Origin of the sequence: Rothia sp. (in: high G+C Gram-positive bacteria), assembly GCF_030540545.1 — a bacterium.
Taxonomy (GTDB): Bacteria; Actinomycetota; Actinomycetes; order Actinomycetales; family Micrococcaceae; genus Rothia.
In genome coordinates, this window is record NZ_JAUNVZ010000005.1 from 101,190 (window position 1) to 122,438 (window position 21,249).

A 21,249-nucleotide genomic window follows, 5' to 3' on the forward strand; every position below is an offset into this window, starting at 1 on the left:
CGCGCGGGCCGCCGATTTTCGTGTGCTGTTGTGGGCGTCTCTCACATTTTGTGTGCCACTGGCGTGCGTGCGCGCGACCGGCGCTAACGGTAGAAGCCGTAAAAACCGGGGAAGGGCGCCCTCGACCGGTAGTAGTCGCGCACCTGCGCCGAGCGCATCAGGCACCACATAATTATCAGCAGGATCAGCAAGCCCAGAACAATCCACCCGGAGGGGAACACCGAGAATATGGTCTGCGATAGCGCCACATTATCTTCATCTGAGTTCCCGTGCATAAAAGGCTTAAAAGGGTTGAATCCGGTGAAGAAATACATAAAAACCAAAAGTCCACCCAACGGGTTATACATATTGAGTACTAGCACACCCTGCATGTTCAAGAAGGCGGAGCGTAACAACGCAAAAAGGAAGATGAAGACCACCCAGAGGGCCATAATATGACGTGTGCTTCTATACCCGGAGTAGTCACCGCTAGAAACCTTACGGAAAGCACGCACCGCCAGATTGCATAGGATGCTGTACCACACCAGGCGTGAAATCACCACCGAAAGAACCAGCCACGGGTTAAACAGCCCGTAATACAGAGCCGAACCCAGCGTCTCAATCGCCAGCACCGCCACGCACAGCAGATGAGTTACCGCCAGGGCACGCACCCCGCCCGGGATAGGTGCGGGCAGTCCCTGCTGGTACGGCGGTTGAGGATACATGGCGGGCGGCTGAAAGTACGGTACGCCCGAAGGCTGCTGAGGATACTGGCTCATAGGTGCATCCTTGACTACTAGACTCGGCACTCGGTGACGTGCACATCCACGGTGAATACACCCAGTATGCCATAGAAAAGCCCGATGATGCGCTGCCTTAGGCACCGCCTCCTAGGCAAAATGCACCCTACCTCATGCGAAACATGTCGCCGTTCGAGAATTATTCTGTATGGAAAACTTGTCTCAGCCCGTCCAGAGTCCGGGGAACATCTTCCTGTATAGCAAGCCATATTGAATGCGAGTCTAGCCCATCATATCCATGGCTAATAATGTTTCTGACGCCAATCAGTTCCACCCAGTCCTGGGTTGCATGTGCAGTGAAGAACTCGGGGAAATTTCGTCTAACCTTTGAGAGGTTCTCTCCTGCTTCCTGAAGTCTCATAGCAATAGCGTCCTGAACCAATAGTGAAGATTCAAATTCTTCGTAGGTATCTGGGGCGTACATCAAAACACGTTCAAGAGCAGTGATAGCTAAAAGACCGTGCGGGTTCGGTGATTTATTCATAGTGGCAGCTCCACCATATCGGCGCGGATATAGGGCTCAAAAACAGGGTTCAGATGATCCAGCACATCAACCGGGCGACCAATCACGCGCTCCAGCTCAAGTTTAAGAGCCACACGACGAAAAGCAGAGAGCCCCCGACCTGTCGGCATAGTAATCAGCAGATCAATATCACTACTCTCGGTAAGCTCACCGCGTGCCGCACTACCAAAAAGGTACGCCTGCTGTACCCCGTAGGCGCGTAGCACATCCAGAGCCTGTTCCTGATGAGGAATGAGGCTCTGCACGACAATCTGCGGTGTACTCATAGTCTCACTCTACCATTTCACGAGGAACGGCGACGTGTTTTGTCCAATGGCGGGCACATTCTTACGTCGCCGTTCAGAGAGTATACATAGCAGTCGATTCTACTACCGCTCTAAACCCAGCCTAGGAACTCTTCCACTTCAAGTAGTACTGAGGCTTATCTTTGGCGCTACGGCGTTGTGCAGCAGGAGTTTTGGCCTTCCAATCTCCGTCTTCCCACACCACAGATAGTTCAAAGGCCAGTAAATTATCTCGAGCACCAGGTTCTTGAGCATAAGCGTAGATAAGCACTTTAGCCTCATCCGTTAAATATGACTCAACGGTATAACCAATGAAGCGAAGTCTTAAATCACTCGTACCAGTAGGAGGTACAAATAGATTGGCATGAGATTCACTCTTGACCAACAAATTTGCAACTTCTGAACGCGACACACGACCATCTGCCAGAGAACCCATATAATTCATAGCCGCAAATACTGCACCTATAGGAGTGTGGGCATAGCATTGTCCTGCAAATTTCGGGCGGTACATCGGACCTTGAGAACGGCTCAGCGGAAAGGTAAGCGCACTATTGGCAGTCGTATCCCAAGCCATATCACTAGGAACCGGAGCCTGGTCACTAGATACTTTATCTGCAGGAACAGTTATATCTACGCATTTAGCACGCCCCGAAGAATCCACACTCGACACGCCAGAGGTACGCCATCCTGCCGGTAACGGGGTAACAGTCATACTAGACGGGTCAACATAATGTGTGGGGGAAGCAGAAGCATGAGCGCTCCTACTCTGACTAGAAGGACTGGATGATGAGCTTTCCTCTGGGGTCAGGAAAAACCCAAGGTCAGAGCTAGACGCCGAGGTGCTGGGAGTACTCTTACTTTCGCTACGGGGTGCGGGTGTATCGCTAGCGCATCCAGCAAGAAGCAACACACCACACAGCGCGGGCATTAAAAACTGAGAGGTACGAGGCACAGTATTCCTCTTTTCGGAAGGTCAAGCACTCCGTAACGCATACATCCTGGTATGCATTACAGATGAATCTGCTTGTGGAGCTATTATCGGTTACTAAAAATCACCATAACAAAAAGCTACCCCCCCCCCGCAAGCCACACCGCGCCTGCAACACCGGCACCCGTATCCACGAACGGCGATGTGTTTTGTCCAAAGGAAGGAACACGTCGCCGTTCGGTTAAGAAAGGGGTGCGAGGGTCGGAGCAATCGCGCGCAGCATCTCTTCGGATACCTCGCGCTTAGAACCGGTAAAGACCGGCGCCTTATCAGAAGCCAGGGAGAGCAAAGTAATCGTATTCTCATCGGTACCGAAGCCCTGAGAAACACCCACAGTGTTCACCGCCAAGAAATCACAGCCCTTACGCGCCAGCTTCGCACGACCAAACTCCAGCGGCGAGGTATCCTCACTACCGGTCTCGGCAGCAAAACCAACAATCACGCCAGGAGCCTGCTCACCGTCCTCGCGACGCTGAACCACCTCACGCAAAATATCCGGATTACGCACCAGATGAATCACCGGGTCCTCATCCGGGTTATCGGTCTTCTTAATCTTAAAATCGGTGTACTCAGCCGGGCGGAAATCAGCCACCGCCGCGCTCATAATCAGCACATCGGCATCCATCGCAGAACACAGCACCGTATCGCGCAGCTCGCGGGCAGAAACCACGCGGGTCAGCTGCACACCCTCGGGGGCGGGCACCTCAAGATTCGCACCAATCAGATGAACCTGCGCACCCAGCTCACGCGCCGCTGCAGCCAGAGCCACACCCTGCTTACCGGTGGAACGATTTCCCAAAAAACGCACCGGGTCGAGCATTTCGCGCGTGCCACCGGCGGTAATGACCACGCGGCGACCGGCAAGAGGCAGGCTCTCCCCTATGGCATTTTCGGGCGCGTGCGCAACAGACTCACCAGCCGAGGATGCACCGGCAGAGGTGCCTCCAAGGCTCACGCCCGCAGTACCAATAGTTGCGCTCGCAGCCTGAGCCGCGCGTTCATCCTCACTAACCGCATACACCGGTTCGGTGGGCAGGCTATAGCGCTCATCGTACACCGGGTGGGTATCGCCCTTGGGCAGAGCATTAAAAATAGCGCTCGCAGCCGCAAAAATCTGCTCCGGCTCGGGCATGCGACCGGCGCCGGAATCCTTACCGGTCAGACGACCAATAGCCGGCTCAATCACGTGCACGCCGCGCGCACGCAGGGTTGCAACATTCGCCTGAGTTGCCGGGTGCTCCCACATCTGAGTGTGCATAGCCGGAGCCAGCACCACCGGCGCGTGCGTGGTCAGCACCGTGGTGGTCAGCAGATCATCGCAACGACCGGCCGCCAAACGAGCCAGCAGATCAGCGGTCGCGGGGGCAATCACCACGCCGTCGGCGAGCTCAGCCTGACGCACATGGTTCACCTCGGGGACACGGTCGAATACATCGGCGGTCACCGGGTTGCCGCTCAGCGCCTCCAGGGTGGGCGCACCCACGAACTCCAGAGCCGAGGCGGTGGGAATCGCCACCGTCTCGTGCCCCGCCTTGGCGAAAAGACGAATCAGACCGGTTGCCTTATAGGCGGCGACACCGCCACCGATGCCGATAATAATACGCATAGTTTCCTCTTACCCTCCTGTACGCTTCGTGAGCGCAGAATCCGGATACAGCAAAGCCGCACCCGTGGTGAGGCGCGGCAATGCTGGGGCGAACCGAGACGGTCCGCAATGGTTTAGGGGTGCTTACTCAGCAACATCCTCAAAGTCGATTTCTTCAATCTCGACAACCTGCTCGGCGGGAATGTACTCTTCCTCAATAGCGCCGGCGTAGGGGTCATCCAGGCTGATCTCGGTCAGGGTCGGCTCTTCGGCAACCAGCAGACCGTTTTCGTTGAAACGACCATCAGGAATGTGAGTAGCGGACACCTGGCCATCAATGATTTCGCGCATTGCCACGGAGAGGGGCTTCTCGGTGGGGTCGGCGTCAACCAGAGGAGCGTCGAAGGTAGAGTTGTTGCTCTCCTGCAGAGTCTCGTAGTAAGCGTTAATCTGGCGGGCACGGCGAGCACCGAAAATCACCAGACCGTACTTCGACTCAGCCTTCTCGATCAGCGCGTCGGCGCTGGGGCTGACAATACCTTCCGGCGCTACACCGTCGACGAAGTTGTAGTCTTCGTGCTTGCTTTCGTTTGCCACAGAAACTCCAATTATGTTGCGTACTCTTTGAAATACTGCCCCGCGTGGCGCACGCTCGGTACGCCAAAGGCAGGTACAGTCAAGACTAAAAAACTATATTACCGTGTTTAAGCCAAAAATTCATCTACCCACGGCAGTATAGACCGGCTAAGCGAAGGATATTACTCCTGCTCAGCGCCCACAAGACGCGCAATTTCACGCGCGGCACGCTCAACCGTATCGTTCACCACGGTCACGTCGAACTCACCCTCGGCAGCCAGCTCAACTTTCGCGGTTTCCAGGCGGCGAGCCTGCTCCTCTTCACTTTCGGTGCCGCGGCCCACCAGGCGAGCAACCAGCTCATCCCAGCTCGGAGGCGCCAGGAATACCAGACGCGCATCCGGCATGGTTTCGCGAATCTGGCGAGCGCCCTGCAGGTCAATCTCCAGGATCACGGGGCGGCCGGCGTCCAGTGCCTGCTGCACCTTGGAGCGGATGGTGCCGTACTTATTCTTGCCGTGCACCACCGCGTATTCGAGCATATCGCCCTGCTCGATCATGGAGTCGAACTCTTCCATGGATACGAAGTAGTAGTGCACGCCCTCTTCCTCGCCCGGGCGCGGATCGCGCGTGGTTGCCGAGACCGAGAACCAAATCTGCGGGTAGTTTTCGCGCAGGTACTGGCAGACGGTACCCTTGCCCACAGCGGTCGGGCCGGCAAGAACGGTCAAGGTGGGGGTGCTCATAAGGAATCCTTAGGATTGAGGGCGGTTACGGCGCGCGCGGTTTAGCAGGCGCGCATTGCGGTTAAAGAACTCAACCATTTTACGACGCTGGTGCACGCCCAAGCCACCCAGGCGGCGGGAGGGTGCAATATCCAGATCGCTCATAATGCTCTGGGCGCGTACGGCACCGATACCGGGCAGGGCGCGGAGCATCTGATCCACGGGCATTTTTGCCAGTACGGGGTCGGAGTCGACCATATCGAGTACTTCGCGTACGCTCAGGGTGCGGTCGGAGAGCTTCTGCTTAATGTCTTGGCGGTGGGTTCGGGCTGCGACAGCTTTTTCTCGCGCGACGGCGCGCGCCTGTTCAGTCAGGGGCGAGAGCGGCATGCGGTGCTCCTATTCGAAATCATTAGTTAGAGTGAGATTTATGGTGTTGTAACAAAACTAGCACACGAATGCCCTGGATTAGGCAATATAGTGCAGTGTTACGCGTGCAAGTGCTCACATGCCTTTAGCCTTGTGAGCAAGATTCATCATATGCATAAAAGTATCTTCAAGATGAACTTGAAGGAACATTTCGATAGCTATTGAAGAAAATCTGCATGGTTCACGCAAGAAATATACAGTGCAACGGCGGTGCCCACCGCAGCGAAACCCGAAGATTTCACACAGTGGACACCGCCGTTAGCTACACCCATTACCGGGCACTATCTGCAGTGCAGATTAATAGTCAGGGCTTCTCCCCCAACACATAGGGTTATTAGCCGCGAGCTGCCATCAAATCATCGCGAGCGGCACGGGCGGCATCCGCCAGAGCCTGCTGATCCGGGCCGGCAGCCAACACACCACGGCTGGAATTGACCAGAACCTTATCCTCCACACCGGCAAAGACGGCGTACAGGTCAGCGGCAGTCGCACCCTGAGCACCGTAACCGGGGGAAAGAATCGGGCCGTTGAAAGAGCTCAAATCAATATCGAGCTTCTTCAGAGCCTCACCCACGGTCGCGCCAACCACCAGACCAATCGAACCCATGCGGGTCCATTCGGAGGCGTGCGCTGCGTTCTCAGCGGCAGCGGCGGCAATAATCTGCTTAGCTACCGCGCCCTGCGACTCAGAAGCACCCACATGCTGCACGCTCTGACCCTCCGGGTTGGAGGTCAGCGCCAGTACAAACACGCCGCGATCCTGCTCAGCCGCCAAATCCAGCGCCGGGCGCAGAGACTCAAAACCCAGATAGGGGCTCAGGGTCACCGAATCGGTAGCCAGGGGGCTCTTCTCCCCCAGCCATGCGTCGGCATAGGCCTTCATGGTCGAACCAATATCGCCGCGCTTAGCGTCAGCAATAATCAGGACCTTCTCGCGAGCCGCGCGCTCAAAGAGCTCCTCAAGCACCGCAAGACCGGCAGAACCGTGACGCTCAAAGAGAGCAACCTGGGGCTTAAGGGCTGCAGCGTAAGGTGCGCATGCCTCAAAAACCGCGGTGGTGAAGGCACGCAGACCCTGCGCATTATCCTCCAGACCCCATGCGGCCAGCAGGTTCGGGTGCGGGTCAATGCCCACGCACAGCGGACCACGCTCAGCCATAGCCTCAAAGAGCTGATCGCCAAAGCTAGCCATTAGTTGCCTGCCTTAGCGGCCTCGCGCAGCTGCACCTCGTGCTCCTGCAGGCTCATAATATCCCAGCTGTGCTCACGCAGAGCGCCAATAGCCTGAACAGCCGCAGCGAACTCGGAGATGGTGGTCATCACCGGGCAGCCGACACTGGTTGCGGTTGCGCGAATCTCGTAACCATCGCTACGAGCCGCACCGCCAGCGGGGGTGTTCAGAAGCAGGGCGATCTCACCCTCGCGCACCATATCCACAATGGACTTACCGTCCTGTGCCTCGGCGTGCTTGGGGGCAACCACCACGGAGTTCACACCGTTACGGCGCAGCACCTGAGCGGTACCGCCGGTGGAGATAATCTCAAAGCCCAGCTGCTCGAGCATCTTAGCGTAGATGCTCACATTGCGCTTATCGTGGTTAGCCACGGAGATGAAGACCTTACCCTCGGTCGGCAGCGGGGAGCCCGCGCCAGCCTGAGCCTTAGCAAAAGCGGTGTCGAAGTGCTTATCCAGACCCATGACCTCACCGGTGGAGCGCATTTCGGGGCTGAGCAGAGAGTCAACCACAACGCCCTCGGGGGTGCGGAAACGGCTAAAGGGCAGAACCGCAGCCTTGACAGCAATAGCGGTATCGGTGGGCAGGGATGCGCCATCCATGGACTCGGGCAGGTAGCCCTCAGCCTTCAGATCGGCAATGCTCTTACCCAGACCAATCAGCACAGCAGCCTTAGCCAGCTGCACGCCGGTTGCCTTGGACACGAAGGGCACGGTGCGGGATGCGCGGGGGTTAGCCTCGATCACGTACAGGTTCTCAGAGACGTACGCGAACTGAATGTTGATCAGACCGCGCACACCGGTGCCGCGAGCGATCTGCTCGGTAGCGACCTTGACCTTCTCCAGAACATCCGGGCCCAGGGTGATCGGGGGCAGGGTGCAGGAGGAGTCACCGGAGTGAATACCGGCTTCCTCAATGTGCTCCATGACGCCGCCCAGGTACAGTTCCTCACCGTCAAAGAGAGCGTCAACGTCGATCTCAATCGCGTCTTCCAGGAACTTATCAATCAGAGCCGGCTGGGAGGGGGAAACCTCGGTTGCGTTCTCCAGGTAGCGAGCCAGGTTAGCCTCGTCGTAGACAATCTCCATGCCGCGGCCGCCCAGCACGTAGGAGGGGCGAACCAGCACGGGGTAACCGATCTCGTCAGCAATGCGCTTAGCACCCTCGAAGGTGAAGGCGGTGCCGTTCTTGGGGGAAATCAGACCGGCTTCTTCCAGCACGCGGGAGAACTCGCCGCGGTCCTCAGCCAGGTCAATAGCCTCGGGGGTGGTGCCCAGAATCGGCACGCCAGCAGCCTTGAGCTCACGAGCGAGCTTGAGCGGGGTCTGACCGCCCAGCTGCACGAAGACACCCAGCAGACCGCCGGTGCGGCGCTCCGACTCCACAATCTCGAGCACATCTTCCAGAGTCAGCGGCTCGAAGTACAGGCGGGTGGAGACATCGTAGTCGGTGGAGACGGTCTCGGGGTTGCAGTTGACCATAACGGTCTCGTAGCCGAGCTCGCGCAGCACCATGGATGCGTGCACACAGGAGTAGTCGAACTCAATACCCTGACCGATACGGTTCGGGCCCGAGCCCAGAATCATAATGGAGGGCTTGTCGTGGTGAGCGACTTCGTCTTCCTGATCGTAGCTGGAGTAGTGGTACGGGGTGAACGCCTCGAACTCAGCCGCGCAGGTATCCACGGTCTTAAAGACCGGGCGGATACCCAGGGCGTGGCGCACGCCGCGCACAACAGCCTCGGTGGAGCCAATAATCTCAGCGATCTGAGCGTCGGAGAAGCCGTGGCGCTTAGCCAACTGCAGGGTCTCCGGATCCAGGTGGTCGCGGTGTGCACGCACCACGGAAGCGACCTCGTTCAGCAGCACCAGCTGGTCCAGGAACCAGGGGTCAATAGCGGTTGCCTCGTACATCTGCTCAACGGTAGCGCCCGCCAGCAGAGCCTGCTGCACCTGGTAGATGCGCTGGGTGGTGGGAACCTTGGTCTGCTCAATCAGGGCAGCCAGTTCAGCCTCGGACAGCTCCAGCGGCTCGAAGGAGAAGGAGGCGCCCTTCTGCTCCAGGGAACGCATTGCCTTCTGCAGAGCCTCGGTGAAGTTACGGCCCAGTGCCATAGCCTCGCCCACGCTCTTCATGGTGGTGGTCAGGGTCGGGTCAGCAGCCGGGAACTTCTCGAACGCAAAGCGCGGAACCTTCACCACAACATAGTCCAGGGTCGGCTCGAAGGACGCCGGGGTCTTCTGGGTAATATCGTTGGGGATCTCGTCCAGGGTGTAGCCCAGGGAGAGCTTGGTTGCGATCTTAGCAATGGGGAAGCCGGTTGCCTTCGACGCAAGCGCCGAGGAGCGGGACACGCGCGGGTTCATCTCAATGACGATCACACGGCCGGTCTTCGGGTCGATAGCGAACTGAATATTGCAGCCACCGGTATCCACGCCGACCTCGCGAATCACGTTGATTGCGATATCGCGCAGCTTCTGGAACTCGCGGTCGGTCAGGGTCAGTGCGGGGGCGACGGTAATGGAGTCGCCGGTGTGCACGCCCACGGGATCGAAGTTCTCGATGGAGCAAACGACAACCACGTTGTCGTTCTTATCGCGCATCATCTCCAGCTCGTATTCCTTCCAGCCGAGGATGGACTCCTCCAGGAGCACCTCGCTGGTGGGCGAGTACTGAATACCCGCGCCGGCAATACGGTAGAGGTCTTCCTCGTTGTACGCCATACCGGAACCCAGACCACCCATGGTGAAGGAAGGGCGGACCACCATCGGGTAGCCCAGTTCCTTAGCGGCTTCCAGAGCCTCGGGCATGGAGTGGACAATCACCGAGCGTGCGGATTCGCCGCCGGCGCGCTCCACCACGCCCTTGAATGCCTCGCGGTCCTCACCGAGGTTAATAGCCTCAATATTTGCACCGATCAGCTCAACATTGTACTTTTCGAGCACGCCGCGCTCATCCAGGGAGATCGCGGCGTTCAGTGCGGTCTGGCCGCCCAGGGTCGGCAGGATTGCATCCGGCTTTTCCTTGGCGATAATCTTCTCAATCACCTCGGGGGTGATGGGTTCAATGTAAGTTGCGTCGGCGAATTCCGGGTCGGTCATAATGGTTGCCGGGTTGGAGTTCACCAGAATAACGCGTACGCCTTCTTCCTTGAGCACGCGCAGCGCCTGGGTGCCGGAGTAGTCAAACTCAGCTGCCTGACCGATAACAATCGGACCGGAGCCAATCACCAGCACACTGTTGAGATCATTACGCTTAGGCATTCTTAGGCTTCCTTTGCAGTCTTAGATGCGGTCATCAGGTCAATAAAACGGTCGAAGAGGTACGCCGAGTCGTGCGGACCGGCAGCAGCCTCGGGGTGGTACTGCACCGAGAATGCGGGGATATCCAGGCAGCGCAGGCCCTCCACCACATTATCGTTCAGACCCACATGGGACACCTCGGCGCGACCAAACTCAGCCTGAGGTACGGTCACCACCTGATCCAGGGGCGCATCCACAGCGAAACCGTGGTTCTGAGCGGTGATTTCCACCTTGCCGGTGGTGCGGTCCATGACCGGCTGGTTAATACCGCGGTGACCGAAGGGCAGCTTGTAGGTGCCAAAGCCCAGGGCGCGGCCCAGCAGCTGGTTACCGAAGCAAATACCGAAGTAGGGGGTGCCCTGGCGCAGCACGCCGCGCAGCAGCTCAACCTGCTGATCCGCAGTTGCCGGGTCACCGGGGCCGTTGGAGAAGAACACGCCGTCGGGCTTAACCGCGTTAATATCCTCGAGGGTAGCGTTAGCGGGCAGCACGTGCACGCGCACACCGCGCTCAGCAAAACGCTGCGGGCTCATCGCCTTAATACCCAGATCCAGAGCCACAATGGTAGCCACGGGAGCAGCGAACCAGCCGTGCTCGTGCGGCTCAACCACGTACGCCTCGGGGGTGGAGACCGAGTCGGCCAGCTTACGGCCAGCCATCTGCTCGGAGGAACGAACCTCTTCCAGCAGCTCGGATTCGGGGCGCTGAGCCGCCTCGCCCGAGAACACGCCGGCACGCATGGAACCGGAGGAACGCAGCTTGCGGGTCAGCGCGCGGGTATCAATACCCTGAATGCCGATAATGCCCTGCTCAATCAGTTCCTCGTCCAGGCTACGCTCGGAACGCCAGTTGGAGGCAACGCGCGCAGCGTCACGCACGACATAACCGGCTACCCAAATCTTGCGGGACTCGGCGTCTTCACGGTTCACACCGGTGTTGCCAATATGCGGCGCGGTCTGAACCACGATCTGACCTGCGTAGGAGGGGTCGGTCAGGGTCTCCTGGTAACCGGTCATACCGGTGGAGAACACAGCCTCACCCAGGGAGGCGCCGGTTGCGCCATAGCCGTAGCCACGGTAGATAGTGCCGTCTTCCAGCACCAGAAGCGCACGGTCGGTACGCAGGGCACCGTTCTTCTCAGTCATGCTCTTTTCCTTCACTTGTTATTCACAACTATATAAAATCTAATTCGCGCCCTATCAAGGGTAACGCACAGGCAATGCTCTAGGCAGCGGGCATCATATCAGCCGGCCAGTACTGCAGCTGATCACTCGCCTGCTCGGGAGCAATCTCACGCAGAGCCTCAAGAGCCTGCTTCTTCTCGTCTGCATAGCGGGTGCGGAAACCGGTCTGCACACGCTGACCGTCCAAAGTCCAGCCAATCACAACCAGACCGTCACGCTCCACAACCTTGCCAGCCATACCCTGATCGGTAGTAATCACGGCAAGCTTCTTCGCCGGGATCCACAGGTCCTTAGCGCCATCGCGAGTGAAAATAATACCGTCGCTGTACACCAGCAAAGTGGACTTAGACTTGAAGCCCAGACGGTCAAAACCCACGCGGTTAAGCCAATCGCCGTACAGGGTGGTGCTCACATACTCACCTTCAAAGGCGTGAGTGGCAACCATATTCTCGTAGCGCTCGGGCACATCCTTTAGCGAACCGAAGACCTTACCCTGGCGCTTGAGACGAGAACGCCAACCGGAGTACATACCCAAAAAGACCAGCAGCAGCAGGCACAGGCAAATAAGAGTACCGGGGAGAAATTTTTCCATACTTCTCCTACTCTCCTATCGGCGAGGGGTGTTCAGTTCGCCGTTCAGCACGGTCGGGTGGCCCTCGTAGAAGGTCGCACGCACCGCACCGGGCACTTCCATGCCCTTGTAGGGGTTGTTCTTGCCCTTGGTTGCCTGCTCCTCGGGCTTGATCAGGCGGCGTGCAGCCGGGTCAACCAGCACAATATTTGCCGGCTCGCCCTCAGCCAGGGGGCGACCCTGCTCATGGGAGAGGTTACCGATCTTGGCGGGGTTCTCGCTCATAATGCGCGCAACATCAGCCCAGGTGATATGGCCTTCATCGACCAGGGTCATCTGGATAATGGACAGCGCCTGCTCCAGACCGGTCATGCCGTTAGCAGCGCACGCCCACTCGCATTCCTTGGACTCAGCCGGGTGCGGTGCGTGGTCGGTACCAATCACGTCAATAACACCCTCGGCGACTGCTGCGCGCAGTGCCAGCACGTCTTCTTCGGTGCGCAGGGGCGGGTTGACCTTGAAGACCGGGTCGTAGGTGCGTGCCTTCTCATCGGTCAGGATCAGGTGGTGCGGGGTGACCTCGGCGGTCACGTTCACACCTTGGCTCTTAGCCCAACGCACAACCTCCACAGCACCCTTGGTGGACAGGTGGCAGATGTGCAGGCGGGAGTTCAGGTGCTTAGCCAGCAGCACGTCGCGGGCAATGATAGCTTCCTCAGCGACTGCAGGCCAGCCGGGCAGGCCCAGGTCAGCGGACACCTCGCCCTCGTTCATCTGAGCGCCCTCGGTCAGGCGAGGCTCCTGCGCGTGCTGAGCAATCACACCGTCAAAGGTCTTGACGTATTCCAGGGCGCGGCGCATCACGGCGGGGTCGTACACGCACATGCCGTCATCGGAGAACACGCGCACATTGGCGGTGCTGGTTGCCATGGAACCAATATCGGAGAGGCGCTCACCCTTCAGACCCACGGTCACGGCGCCGATGGGCTGCACGCGGCACCATGCGGACTCCTTGCCCAGGCGATCAACCTGCTCCACTACGGCAGCGGTGTCGGCGACGGGGTTGGAGTTTGCCATGGCGAACACAGCGGTGTAGCCGCCCAGTGCTGCGGCGCGAGTGCCGGTTTCGACGGTTTCGCTGGCTTCGTAGCCGGGCTGACGCAGGTGGGTATGGATGTCCACCAGGCCGGGCAGTGCAATCTGGCCGGTTGCGTCGATAATCTGCGCGCCCTCTGCGTTCAGGTTCTCGCCAATGGCTGCGATCTTGCCGTCCTGGATTAGGATGTCGGCTACGCGCTCACCGAGCAGGTTCGCGTTCTTAATCAGGTAGGTGCTCACGGTGTGTGTCCTCTCGTGTCACGGTGGTTAAGTGTGTGTCCGGTGTTCAGCCGGGAAGTCTAGGATGGGCTGTTACAGCTCCAGGTTGCCGGGATTCTCGGCGTAGAGCTTGGCTGCGGTGCCATCGCAGAGCAGCTGGTAGAGTACCGCCATGCGTACCGCCACACCATTGCTGACCTGGCGCAGAACCCAGGATTCGTTCGCATCAGCTGCTTCGCTGCACAGCTCCAGGCCGCGGTTCATGGGACCCGGATGCAGGATCGCGAAGGGCTTGCCCATCTCTTCCAGGGCCTCGAAACGGTCCTTGGTCAGACCCCAGAGTTCGGTGTATTCCTCAGCCGAGGGGAAGTATGCGGCGTTCATGCGTTCCTTCTGAATGCGCAGCATCATGACGGCGTCGGGCGCGGTGGCGATTGCTTCGTCAAAGTCATGGAAGATTTCAGCATCCCAGGCGTGAGTGTCCAGGGGCAGCAGGGTCGGGGGCGCCACAAAGGCAACCTGCGCGCCCAGGGTGCGCAGCAGCCACAGGTTCGAGCGTGCCACGCGAGAGTGCAGAATATCGCCCACAATCAGCACTCGCAGACCCGCCAGATCGGTGCCACGGGAGTCCACGCCGTCGCGCGCAGCCTTGAACTTGCGCAGACTCATGGCGTCCAGCAAAGCCTGGGTGGGGTGCGCGTGGGTGCCGTCGCCCGCGTTGAGTACGGGGATATTGGTCCAGCCGGCGGTTGCCAGGCGGTAGGGTGCGCCGTCCGCGCTGTGGCGGATCACGAAAGCGTCCGCATTGTATTCGGCGAGGGTCTGCGCGGTGTCCTTGAGGGATTCACCCTTGGAGACTGAGGAACCCTTAGCGGCGAAGTTCATAATGTCCGCGCCCAGGCGCTTTTCGGCGCTTTCGAAGGAGAGGCGGGTGCGGGTGGAGTCCTCGAAGAAGAGGTTGACGACCAGTTTGTCCTTGAGCAGGGAGAGCTTCTTGTTCTCTGCCTTGACCTGCGCCATGTAGTCGGCGATGTCCAGGATGTCGATGGCTTCTTCTCGCGTGAGTTCGCGAGTGTCGAGCAGATGCTTCATTCGGGGTTTCCTCCCTGCTGGATGATTTCTACCCTATCGGTGGGTAAAGCTGCGGTGTGTTGTGAGTTCTCTAAGGTGCCGGGGTCTGTACCGGAGTATCCGGTCGCGCCGGGCGCCGTGCCGGGCGGGCTGTGCTGCCCGTCGATTTCCTCCAGGTACACGCGCACATTTTCGCTGGCGCTGGTGGGGATATTCTTACCCACATGGTCGGCGCGAATGGGCAGTTGGCGGTGCCCGCGATCGACCAGAACCGCCAGGCGCACGGTGGCGGGGCGGCCGTGGGCGTTGAGCGCATCCAGGGCGGCGCGCACGGTGCGACCGGAGTAGAGTACATCGTCAACCAGCACCACGTTTTTACCGTCCAGGCTGCCGGGGATGAGGGTCTCGCCGGGGGTTCGGCGTTGCATTTCTTCCTCGGTCAGATCGTCGCGGTAGGCGGTAATATCCAGGGCACCCAGGCTGCTGGGAACATCAAATTCGGGGTGGATGTGAGCGATTCGCTCGGCAATGCGCTGTGCCAGGGGTAGGCCACGGGAGCGAATGCCAATAATCATCAGGTTTTCGGAGCCTTTATTGGCTTCCAGGATTTCGTAGGTAATGCGGGTGAGGGCTCGTCGGATTTCGTCAGCGTTGAGGATAATTCGGCCCTGTACAGCAAAAGCATGACCCTGATTTGCCGGAGAAGCTGCGGGCGCATGAGTGCCAGTCGCCGGGGTGCGCTGAGCACCTGCGGTGTTCTGGGGTGCGGAGCCTCGCTCGGCTGCCGCGTTGGCTGTGGATACACTCATCCCGTTCACAGCGTTTCTCCTTCCCCGCCTCACGGGACGGATTTAAAGGTTCATGCTTAGTTCAAGATTACCATATTCGGCACCATCATGCCCGGTCAGGGGCACCTCGCGCGCGGGGAGTCCCAGCACCCTAGGATTCCCCGCGCAGAATACGCCCAATACGTTCCTTGCGCTGGCTCAGGGTCGCTTCGAAACCGTGGCTGCCGGGCGTGTAATATTCGGTGCCGAGCAGGGTGTCGGGCAGGTACTGCTGGGCGGCAACATGACCGGGCGCATCATGGGCGTAAATATAGCCCGCACCGTGCCCCATGGCGGAGGCACCCGCATAGTGAGCGTCGCGCAGGTGCACCGGAACCTGGCCGAATTTACCGGCTCGCACATCGCTGATTGCGGCATTGATTGCCATATAGGCAGCATTGGATTTGGGGGCCAGGGCGCAATAAATCACCGCCTGTGAGAGGATAATGCGAGCCTCGGGCATGCCGACTAGCGCCACGGATTGCGCGGCAGCGGTGGCCACTTGCAGCGCTTGCGGGTCTGCCAGACCTATGTCTTCGGCGGCAAGAATCATAATGCGCCGCGCCACGAACCGGGGGTCTTCTCCCCCTTCGAGCATGCGCGCCAGGTAGTGCACGGCGGCGTCTGCATCGGATCCGCGCATGGATTTAATGAAGGCGCTGACCACGTCGTAGTGCTGGTCGCCATTGCGGTCGTAGCGCACGGCGGCACGGTCTACCGCCTCGGTGGCGTGCGCGAGAGTAATGGTGACGGGTTTTTCTTCCGCGGCGGTCTCAATGCCCCCCTCGCTCGAACTGTCGTTATTTTCAGAATCGGCGCTATTACTCGAATCACTACGTGCAGCTTCGCTAAAGGCAATGGCTGCGGCAGCCTCCAGAGCGGTTAGGGAACGACGCGCATCTCCCCCGCTCACGGCGGCAAGATGTTCGCGCGCCTCATCGGTAATCACGGCACGGGCAGCAAAACCGCGCTCATCCGCCAGGGCGCGGTCGATCAGCTGCTCAATATCGGTCTGCTCCAGGGAATGTACGCGCAGCAGCAGGGAGCGAGAGAGCAGGGGCGCAATCACGCTAAAGGACGGGTTTTCGGTGGTTGCTGCCACGAGAATCACCCAGCGGTTTTCCACGCCGGGCAGGAGCGCATCCTGCTGAGCTTTGGTGAAGCGGTGTATCTCGTCCAGGAAGAGCACGGTAGTCGTGCCGTACATGTCTTTGTCGAGTAATGCCTGGTCCATGACGGCACGCACGTCTTTAACTCCGGCAGTAATGGCGGAGAGCTCCACGAATTTACGGCCGGGAGCACGGGCGATCACGTGCGCCAGGGTGGTTTTGCCGGTGCCGGGCGGGCCGTAGAGGATCACGCTGGCGGGGCCTGCCGGGCCGGAATCTTCGGCTCCTGCGAGCACACGTAGCGGGGAGCCGGGGGTGAGCAGGTGGTTTTGGCCGAGGACGTCGTCGATATGGCGTGGCCGCATGCGCACCGCCAGGGGTGCTTGGGTGCGGGCGGCGGTGCTTGCGGGCGCGTGGGCTAGCTGCACGCGTTCGCTATCATCGGTCATATCAAAGAGGGATTCGGCCATACATCCAGTGTATCGGGTGGTTCGCACTTCAACAGGAAAGAGCCGATGCGGGAACAAGCTTGGGTACTGAGTTTGGACGCAGTAACGTGCGTTTGGACGGTACCGGGTACCGCCCAAACGCACGTTACTGCGTCCAAATGTTGAATGCATGGGGTATGTAGCGGGGTCTTTTTACCCCGCCACGCTCTCCCTATCACATCCTGAGTGTTTAGAGCGTATCGGTGTCGAGGATGAGAGTTACGGGGCCGTCATTGACGAGTTCCACCTGCATATCGGCGCCGAATTGGCCGGTTTCTACGTGCAGGCCGAGTTTTTTGAGCTCTTCGACGTAGGCGTTGAAGAGCGGTTCGGAGTGCGCGCCGGGTGCTGCTGCGCTCCAGGAGGGACGGCGGCCTTTTTGGGGGTTGCCGTAGAGGGTGAATTGGCTGACGGCGAGCACGGGCGCGTTAATGTCGAGGGCTGATTTTTCGCCGTCGAAGAGCCGCAGATTGGCGGTTTTTTCGGCGCATTTGACCACTTGTGCGAGGCTGTCGTCGTGGGTGATGCCGACCAGGGCAAGGTACCCGGTGCGGTCGATGGCGCCGATGGTTTCGCCGTTAACGCTCACGGATGCGTGGCTCACTCGCTGCAGAATAACGCGCATTTCTCCCCTATAGGTTCAGGTTTTTCTTCCCCTAATCCTATCGCAAGACTCTACCTCTCCACACAGATACCCCACCCCGCATGGGATGATGCGCCTATAACACCCCGGACAGAGGTGTTTCTTCCGTTTGGGACGGCATTCCGTCTTGCAGACTCGGTTATAGACGTATGGGATGAGCCTCTTTAGGCCAGGTAAGAAGCTCACGCAAGCGCCCGCAGAAACGCCACCCCAGAGGCATCGTCCTATGCGCCTTAATAGACTTCTCTCAGTAAACCAGCACCTACTGACTCACCCCGTTCTCTTTTCTAGCACCCCAATCTCCACTCCCATCTTCCCTACCTCGCGACACGCCGGGCACGCCAAATACTTGACTTTGAAGAGAGAGAGAGAGAGAGAATCCTTTCATACACCCCTCCAAGGTGGAGGTCAGTAAAAAGGAAATAATATGTACGGCAGGAAAATCCATGAGTAATATAAATATAGGATCTCACAACAGTAACGGAAAGAAAAGTAACAACATTTCATTTAGGGGATCAAATATTGGGCACGGTAATACAATTAATAATATAACTAATAATTATCGCACAAAAGAACCTAATTTAGGATATTACTTCAAGGAAGATGGAAACAGGGGCAAAAAAGCAAGCAAGGATTACTGGCAACTCTTATACTAAAGGCAGTAGCAATCATTGCAAGTTTCATCACTTCGGAGGTTTATGCTGTCTCTGAATCGCCAGATATATTTAAATACATTTTTGCATCAACCCAGAAGGGATCGGGAAAATCGCTTAATGGACAGTTAGCATCCACCATTATTATAGCAACAATAATTTTATTTATATTCTTTTCTCTCTGGATATTATTTATCCACCCAGCCTACCGCAAATACACTGCCTGCAGGCATGAAAAACTGCTTCTCAAGCAAAACATTATATGGAAAGCTGGGAAAAATGCCTTCAAAGGTCGAGAAGATGGGAAATTTCTAGCAGCTGGAGAAGTTTCAGCCAATTGCTCAAAATGCGGTGGAGATATGAAATTTAAGCAAAAATATAATAGGAAGAATCCTTTACTTCCAGGGTCATGGGAAATATCTGCCACCTGCAAGAAGAACAAGGAACATAAAATTAAGGTTGACCTAACGGCTTAGTAATTTCTTAATTTCAGGAAGGTATATTTTCTAAGTCAGGCACCTTATGTGCATTCAGACAGGTTATGCACATAAGGTGCCTGTTTACGCATAACCTGTCTATGTATAGACACATCGTGCTGGCTAAGGCCGCTCCACAAGAATAGGCTCAGCCAGTGCATTCTCATCACCGCTCAGGCGCACAGTAGAGCGTGTGCATACGCCGTCTCGCGCCACCCGGCTAGTGCATACATCAAAGACAAACTGCCCGGCTGACTAATCGCCAAGCGCGCAGCCTCATTCAACTCATCAGCGCACTCTTTACGTTCCTTAGCACTCAGCGCACCCATCCATAAATCTACCCCTATTCAGACACCTTATATGCAATCAGACAGGTTATGTGCGTATATAAGGTGTCTGATTGTGCATAACCTGTCTGATGACACAGTTGTGTGTGGCGGCAATACTGCGAAACAGCATACAAACAGAAACTCCCCCACCGTACAGTGAGGGAGTTTCTCCGCTAGCCAATAAGTAAGCGCATCGACTAAATATTCAGCTAACGAACCAGGCCGTCAACTCATCATTCAGCCAGCAAGACTACTAGCCTCAAAACTAGCAATCCTACACGATTACAAGCCTATACAACAGAAAAACGAACTAGTCGTCTTCGCCCTTCTTCTTGGGCTTGAAGTCCACGCCGGCTTCCTTACGCTGCTGCGGGGTAATCGGCGCCGGTGCTGCGGTCAGCGGGTCAAAACCGTTGCCGGTCTTGGGGAACGCAATCACTTCACGGATCGAGTCCACGCCCGCCAGCAGGGACACAATACGGTCCCAACCGAACGCGATACCACCCATGGGCGGTGCACCGTACTGGAATGCATCCAGCAAGAAGCCGAACTTCTCCTGCGCTTCTTCCTCACCAATACCCATGACGGCGAATACGCGTTCCTGCACGTCGCGGCGGTGAATACGGATAGAACCGCCACCAATTTCGTTGCCGTTGCAGACGATATCGTATGCGTACGCCAGGGCCTCACCCGGGTTCGTGTCAAAAGTATCCATGAACTCCGGCTTGGGCGAGGTGAATGCGTGGTGCACGGCGGTCCATGCGGAGTTGCCCAGTGCCACATCACCGGATTCGGTGGCGTCTGCTGCGGATTCAAACAGCGGTGCGTCCACGATCCACACGAATGCCCACTCGCCGTCCTTAATCAGGCCGGTGCGGTGACCGATTTCCACGCGGGCAGCACCGAGCAGTGCGCGTGCTGCCTTCGGCTCGCCTGCTGCGAAGAAGATGCAGTCGCCGGGCTTCGCGCCAGTTGCCTCAGCCAGACCTGCGCGCTCTTCCTCGGAGAGGTTCTTCGCCACGGGGCCGGTCAGCTCGCCGTCTTCCTGAATGAGCACATACGCCAGGCCCTTAGCGCCGCGCTGCTTTGCCCATTCCTGCCATGCGTCCAGGGTGCGGCGTGCCTGCGAGGCGCCGCCGGGCATGACCACTGCACCAACATAGGGTGCCTTGAACACGCGGAAGGGGGTGTTGGCGAAGTATTCGGTCAGTTCGGTCAGTTCCAGGCCGAAGCGCAGGTCGGGCTTGTCCGAACCGTACTTCTCCATGGCGTCCTTGTAGGTCATGCGCTGGATCGGGCGGGGCACCTGCACGTCAATCAGGTTCCACACTGCCTCAACAATGCGCTCGCCCAGGTCGATAATGTCTTCCTGGTCCACGAAGGATGCCTCAATGTCCAGCTGAGTGAACTCGGGCTGGCGGTCGGCGCGGAAGTCTTCGTCGCGGTAGCAGCGTGCAATCTGGTAGTACTTTTCGATACCGCCGACCTGCAGCAGCTGCTTGAAGAGCTGCGGGGACTGCGGCAGTGCGTACCAGGAGCCGGGTGCCAGGCGTGCGGGCACCAGGAAGTCGCGTGCACCTTCGGGGGTGGAGCGGGTCAGGGTGGGGGTTTCAACCTCGATGAAGTCGTCTGCTGCGAGCAGTTCGCGTGCTGCGCGGTTTGCGTCGGAGCGCAGGCGCATAATGCGTGCCGGCTCGGGACGGCGCAAATCCAGGTAGCGGTAGCGCAGGCGTGCTTCTTCGCCGACTTCTACGTGTTCGTCGATCTGGAAGGGCAGGGGCGCGGCGGTGTTCAGCACCTCAACATCGCTGACCTCAACCTCGATTTCGCCGGTGGCGAGGTTCGGGTTTTCGTTGCCCTCGGGGCGCTTGCGCACAACACCGGTTACGCGCAGCACGTATTCGTTGCGCAGGTGTTCGAAGTCTGCCTCGTTGTGGAAGACGCACTGGGTGACGCCCGCGCGGTCGCGCAGGTCGACGAATGCGACGCCACCGTGGTCGCGGCGGCGTGCCACCCAACCGGTCAGGGTCACGGTTTCGGAGATGTTTGCGGCGGTCAATTCGCCGTTGGTATGGGTGCGGAGCACTTCATTCCTTTCATTGCGTAGGGCTCGACTATAGACAGTAGCCGTGCTCTACGGTGTCCTTGCGGGTACA

General features: G+C 58.3%; 18 protein-coding genes. All 18 read right to left on the reverse strand.

What is annotated here, in order from left to right:
* Window positions 1–83: 83 nt before the first annotated feature.
* Window positions 84–758 (reverse strand): hypothetical protein, encoded by a 675-nt coding sequence (locus Q4P78_RS05650; protein ID WP_303339384.1) that lies wholly within the window; start codon window positions 756–758, stop codon window positions 84–86.
* A gap of 160 nt (window positions 759–918) precedes the next feature.
* Complete coding sequence (locus Q4P78_RS05655; protein ID WP_303339385.1) at window positions 919–1,263, reverse strand: DUF86 domain-containing protein; 345 nt, start codon at window positions 1,261–1,263, stop codon at window positions 919–921.
* Window positions 1,260–1,568 (reverse strand): nucleotidyltransferase family protein, encoded by a 309-nt coding sequence (locus Q4P78_RS05660; RefSeq protein ID WP_303339386.1) that lies wholly within the window; start codon window positions 1,566–1,568, stop codon window positions 1,260–1,262. Before Q4P78_RS05660 ends, Q4P78_RS05655 begins: the two co-directional genes overlap by 4 nt.
* Before the next feature lie 121 nt (window positions 1,569–1,689).
* Window positions 1,690–2,298, reverse strand: a complete 609-nt coding sequence (locus Q4P78_RS05665; RefSeq protein ID WP_303339387.1) for a hypothetical protein — start codon at window positions 2,296–2,298, stop codon at window positions 1,690–1,692.
* Window positions 2,299–2,755: 457 nt separating this feature from the next.
* Window positions 2,756–4,180 (reverse strand): phosphopantothenate--cysteine ligase family flavoprotein, encoded by a 1,425-nt coding sequence (locus tag Q4P78_RS05670; RefSeq protein ID WP_303339388.1) that lies wholly within the window; start codon window positions 4,178–4,180, stop codon window positions 2,756–2,758.
* A 123-nt stretch (window positions 4,181–4,303) separates the two neighbouring features.
* On the reverse strand, window positions 4,304–4,756 hold the full coding sequence (gene rpoZ, locus Q4P78_RS05675) for a DNA-directed RNA polymerase subunit omega (RefSeq protein WP_303339389.1): 453 nt from the start codon (window positions 4,754–4,756) through the stop codon (window positions 4,304–4,306).
* Between the two features lie 161 nt (window positions 4,757–4,917).
* Window positions 4,918–5,481, reverse strand: a complete 564-nt coding sequence (gene gmk / locus Q4P78_RS05680) for a guanylate kinase (RefSeq protein ID WP_303339390.1) — start codon at window positions 5,479–5,481, stop codon at window positions 4,918–4,920.
* Window positions 5,482–5,490: 9 nt separating this feature from the next.
* Complete coding sequence (gene mihF / locus Q4P78_RS05685) at window positions 5,491–5,850, reverse strand: integration host factor, actinobacterial type (RefSeq protein WP_303339391.1); 360 nt, start codon at window positions 5,848–5,850, stop codon at window positions 5,491–5,493.
* Window positions 5,851–6,223: 373 nt separating this feature from the next.
* Window positions 6,224–7,081, reverse strand: coding sequence for an orotidine-5'-phosphate decarboxylase (gene pyrF / locus Q4P78_RS05690; protein WP_303339392.1), 858 nt, complete (start codon window positions 7,079–7,081; stop codon window positions 6,224–6,226).
* Window positions 7,081–10,386 (reverse strand): carbamoyl-phosphate synthase large subunit, encoded by a 3,306-nt coding sequence (carB, locus tag Q4P78_RS05695; RefSeq protein ID WP_303339393.1) that lies wholly within the window; start codon window positions 10,384–10,386, stop codon window positions 7,081–7,083. Before carB ends, pyrF begins: the two co-directional genes overlap by 1 nt.
* Window positions 10,387–10,388: 2 nt before the next feature.
* On the reverse strand, window positions 10,389–11,570 hold the full coding sequence (gene carA / locus Q4P78_RS05700; protein ID WP_303339394.1) for a glutamine-hydrolyzing carbamoyl-phosphate synthase small subunit: 1,182 nt from the start codon (window positions 11,568–11,570) through the stop codon (window positions 10,389–10,391).
* 79 nt (window positions 11,571–11,649) lie between these two features.
* Window positions 11,650–12,201, reverse strand: coding sequence for a hypothetical protein (locus Q4P78_RS05705; RefSeq protein ID WP_303339395.1), 552 nt, complete (start codon window positions 12,199–12,201; stop codon window positions 11,650–11,652).
* A gap of 15 nt (window positions 12,202–12,216) precedes the next feature.
* Window positions 12,217–13,518, reverse strand: a complete 1,302-nt coding sequence (locus Q4P78_RS05710) for a dihydroorotase (RefSeq protein ID WP_303339396.1) — start codon at window positions 13,516–13,518, stop codon at window positions 12,217–12,219.
* 72 nt (window positions 13,519–13,590) lie between these two features.
* Entirely contained in the window at window positions 13,591–14,589 is a 999-nt protein-coding gene (locus Q4P78_RS05715) for an aspartate carbamoyltransferase catalytic subunit (protein WP_303339397.1), read from the reverse strand.
* Window positions 14,586–15,386 (reverse strand): bifunctional pyr operon transcriptional regulator/uracil phosphoribosyltransferase PyrR, encoded by an 801-nt coding sequence (pyrR, locus tag Q4P78_RS05720; protein WP_368660896.1) that lies wholly within the window; start codon window positions 15,384–15,386, stop codon window positions 14,586–14,588. Before pyrR ends, Q4P78_RS05715 begins: the two co-directional genes overlap by 4 nt.
* A gap of 121 nt (window positions 15,387–15,507) precedes the next feature.
* On the reverse strand, window positions 15,508–16,974 hold the full coding sequence (locus tag Q4P78_RS05725; RefSeq protein WP_303339398.1) for a replication-associated recombination protein A: 1,467 nt from the start codon (window positions 16,972–16,974) through the stop codon (window positions 15,508–15,510).
* A gap of 208 nt (window positions 16,975–17,182) precedes the next feature.
* Window positions 17,183–17,617 carry a D-aminoacyl-tRNA deacylase gene (gene dtd / locus Q4P78_RS05730; RefSeq protein WP_303339399.1) on the reverse strand — a complete coding sequence of 145 codons (435 nt, stop codon included), beginning with the start codon at window positions 17,615–17,617 and terminating at the stop codon, window positions 17,183–17,185.
* Window positions 17,618–19,403: 1,786 nt separating this feature from the next.
* Entirely contained in the window at window positions 19,404–21,179 is a 1,776-nt protein-coding gene (aspS, locus tag Q4P78_RS05735; protein WP_303339400.1) for an aspartate--tRNA ligase, read from the reverse strand.
* Between the last annotated feature and the right edge of the window lie 70 nt (window positions 21,180–21,249).

Coding starts and splice junctions, on each gene's coding strand:
- Q4P78_RS05650 (WP_303339384.1), bottom strand. CDS start 758: ATGAGCCAGTATCCTCAGCAGCCTTCGGGCGTACCGTACTTTCAGCCG.
- Q4P78_RS05655 (WP_303339385.1), bottom strand. CDS start 1,263: ATGAATAAATCACCGAACCCGCACGGTCTTTTAGCTATCACTGCTCTT.
- Q4P78_RS05660 (WP_303339386.1), bottom strand. CDS start 1,568: ATGAGTACACCGCAGATTGTCGTGCAGAGCCTCATTCCTCATCAGGAA.
- Q4P78_RS05665 (WP_303339387.1), bottom strand. CDS start 2,298: ATGACTGTTACCCCGTTACCGGCAGGATGGCGTACCTCTGGCGTGTCG.
- Q4P78_RS05670 (WP_303339388.1), bottom strand. CDS start 4,180: ATGCGTATTATTATCGGCATCGGTGGCGGTGTCGCCGCCTATAAGGCA.
- gmk (WP_303339390.1), bottom strand. CDS start 5,481: ATGAGCACCCCCACCTTGACCGTTCTTGCCGGCCCGACCGCTGTGGGC.
- mihF (WP_303339391.1), bottom strand. CDS start 5,850: ATGCCGCTCTCGCCCCTGACTGAACAGGCGCGCGCCGTCGCGCGAGAA.
- pyrF (WP_303339392.1), bottom strand. CDS start 7,081: ATGGCTAGCTTTGGCGATCAGCTCTTTGAGGCTATGGCTGAGCGTGGT.
- carB (WP_303339393.1), bottom strand. CDS start 10,386: ATGCCTAAGCGTAATGATCTCAACAGTGTGCTGGTGATTGGCTCCGGT.
- carA (WP_303339394.1), bottom strand. CDS start 11,570: ATGACTGAGAAGAACGGTGCCCTGCGTACCGACCGTGCGCTTCTGGTG.
- Q4P78_RS05705 (WP_303339395.1), bottom strand. CDS start 12,201: ATGGAAAAATTTCTCCCCGGTACTCTTATTTGCCTGTGCCTGCTGCTG.
- Q4P78_RS05715 (WP_303339397.1), bottom strand. CDS start 14,589: ATGAAGCATCTGCTCGACACTCGCGAACTCACGCGAGAAGAAGCCATC.
- Q4P78_RS05725 (WP_303339398.1), bottom strand. CDS start 16,974: ATGGCCGAATCCCTCTTTGATATGACCGATGATAGCGAACGCGTGCAG.
- dtd (WP_303339399.1), bottom strand. CDS start 17,617: ATGCGCGTTATTCTGCAGCGAGTGAGCCACGCATCCGTGAGCGTTAAC.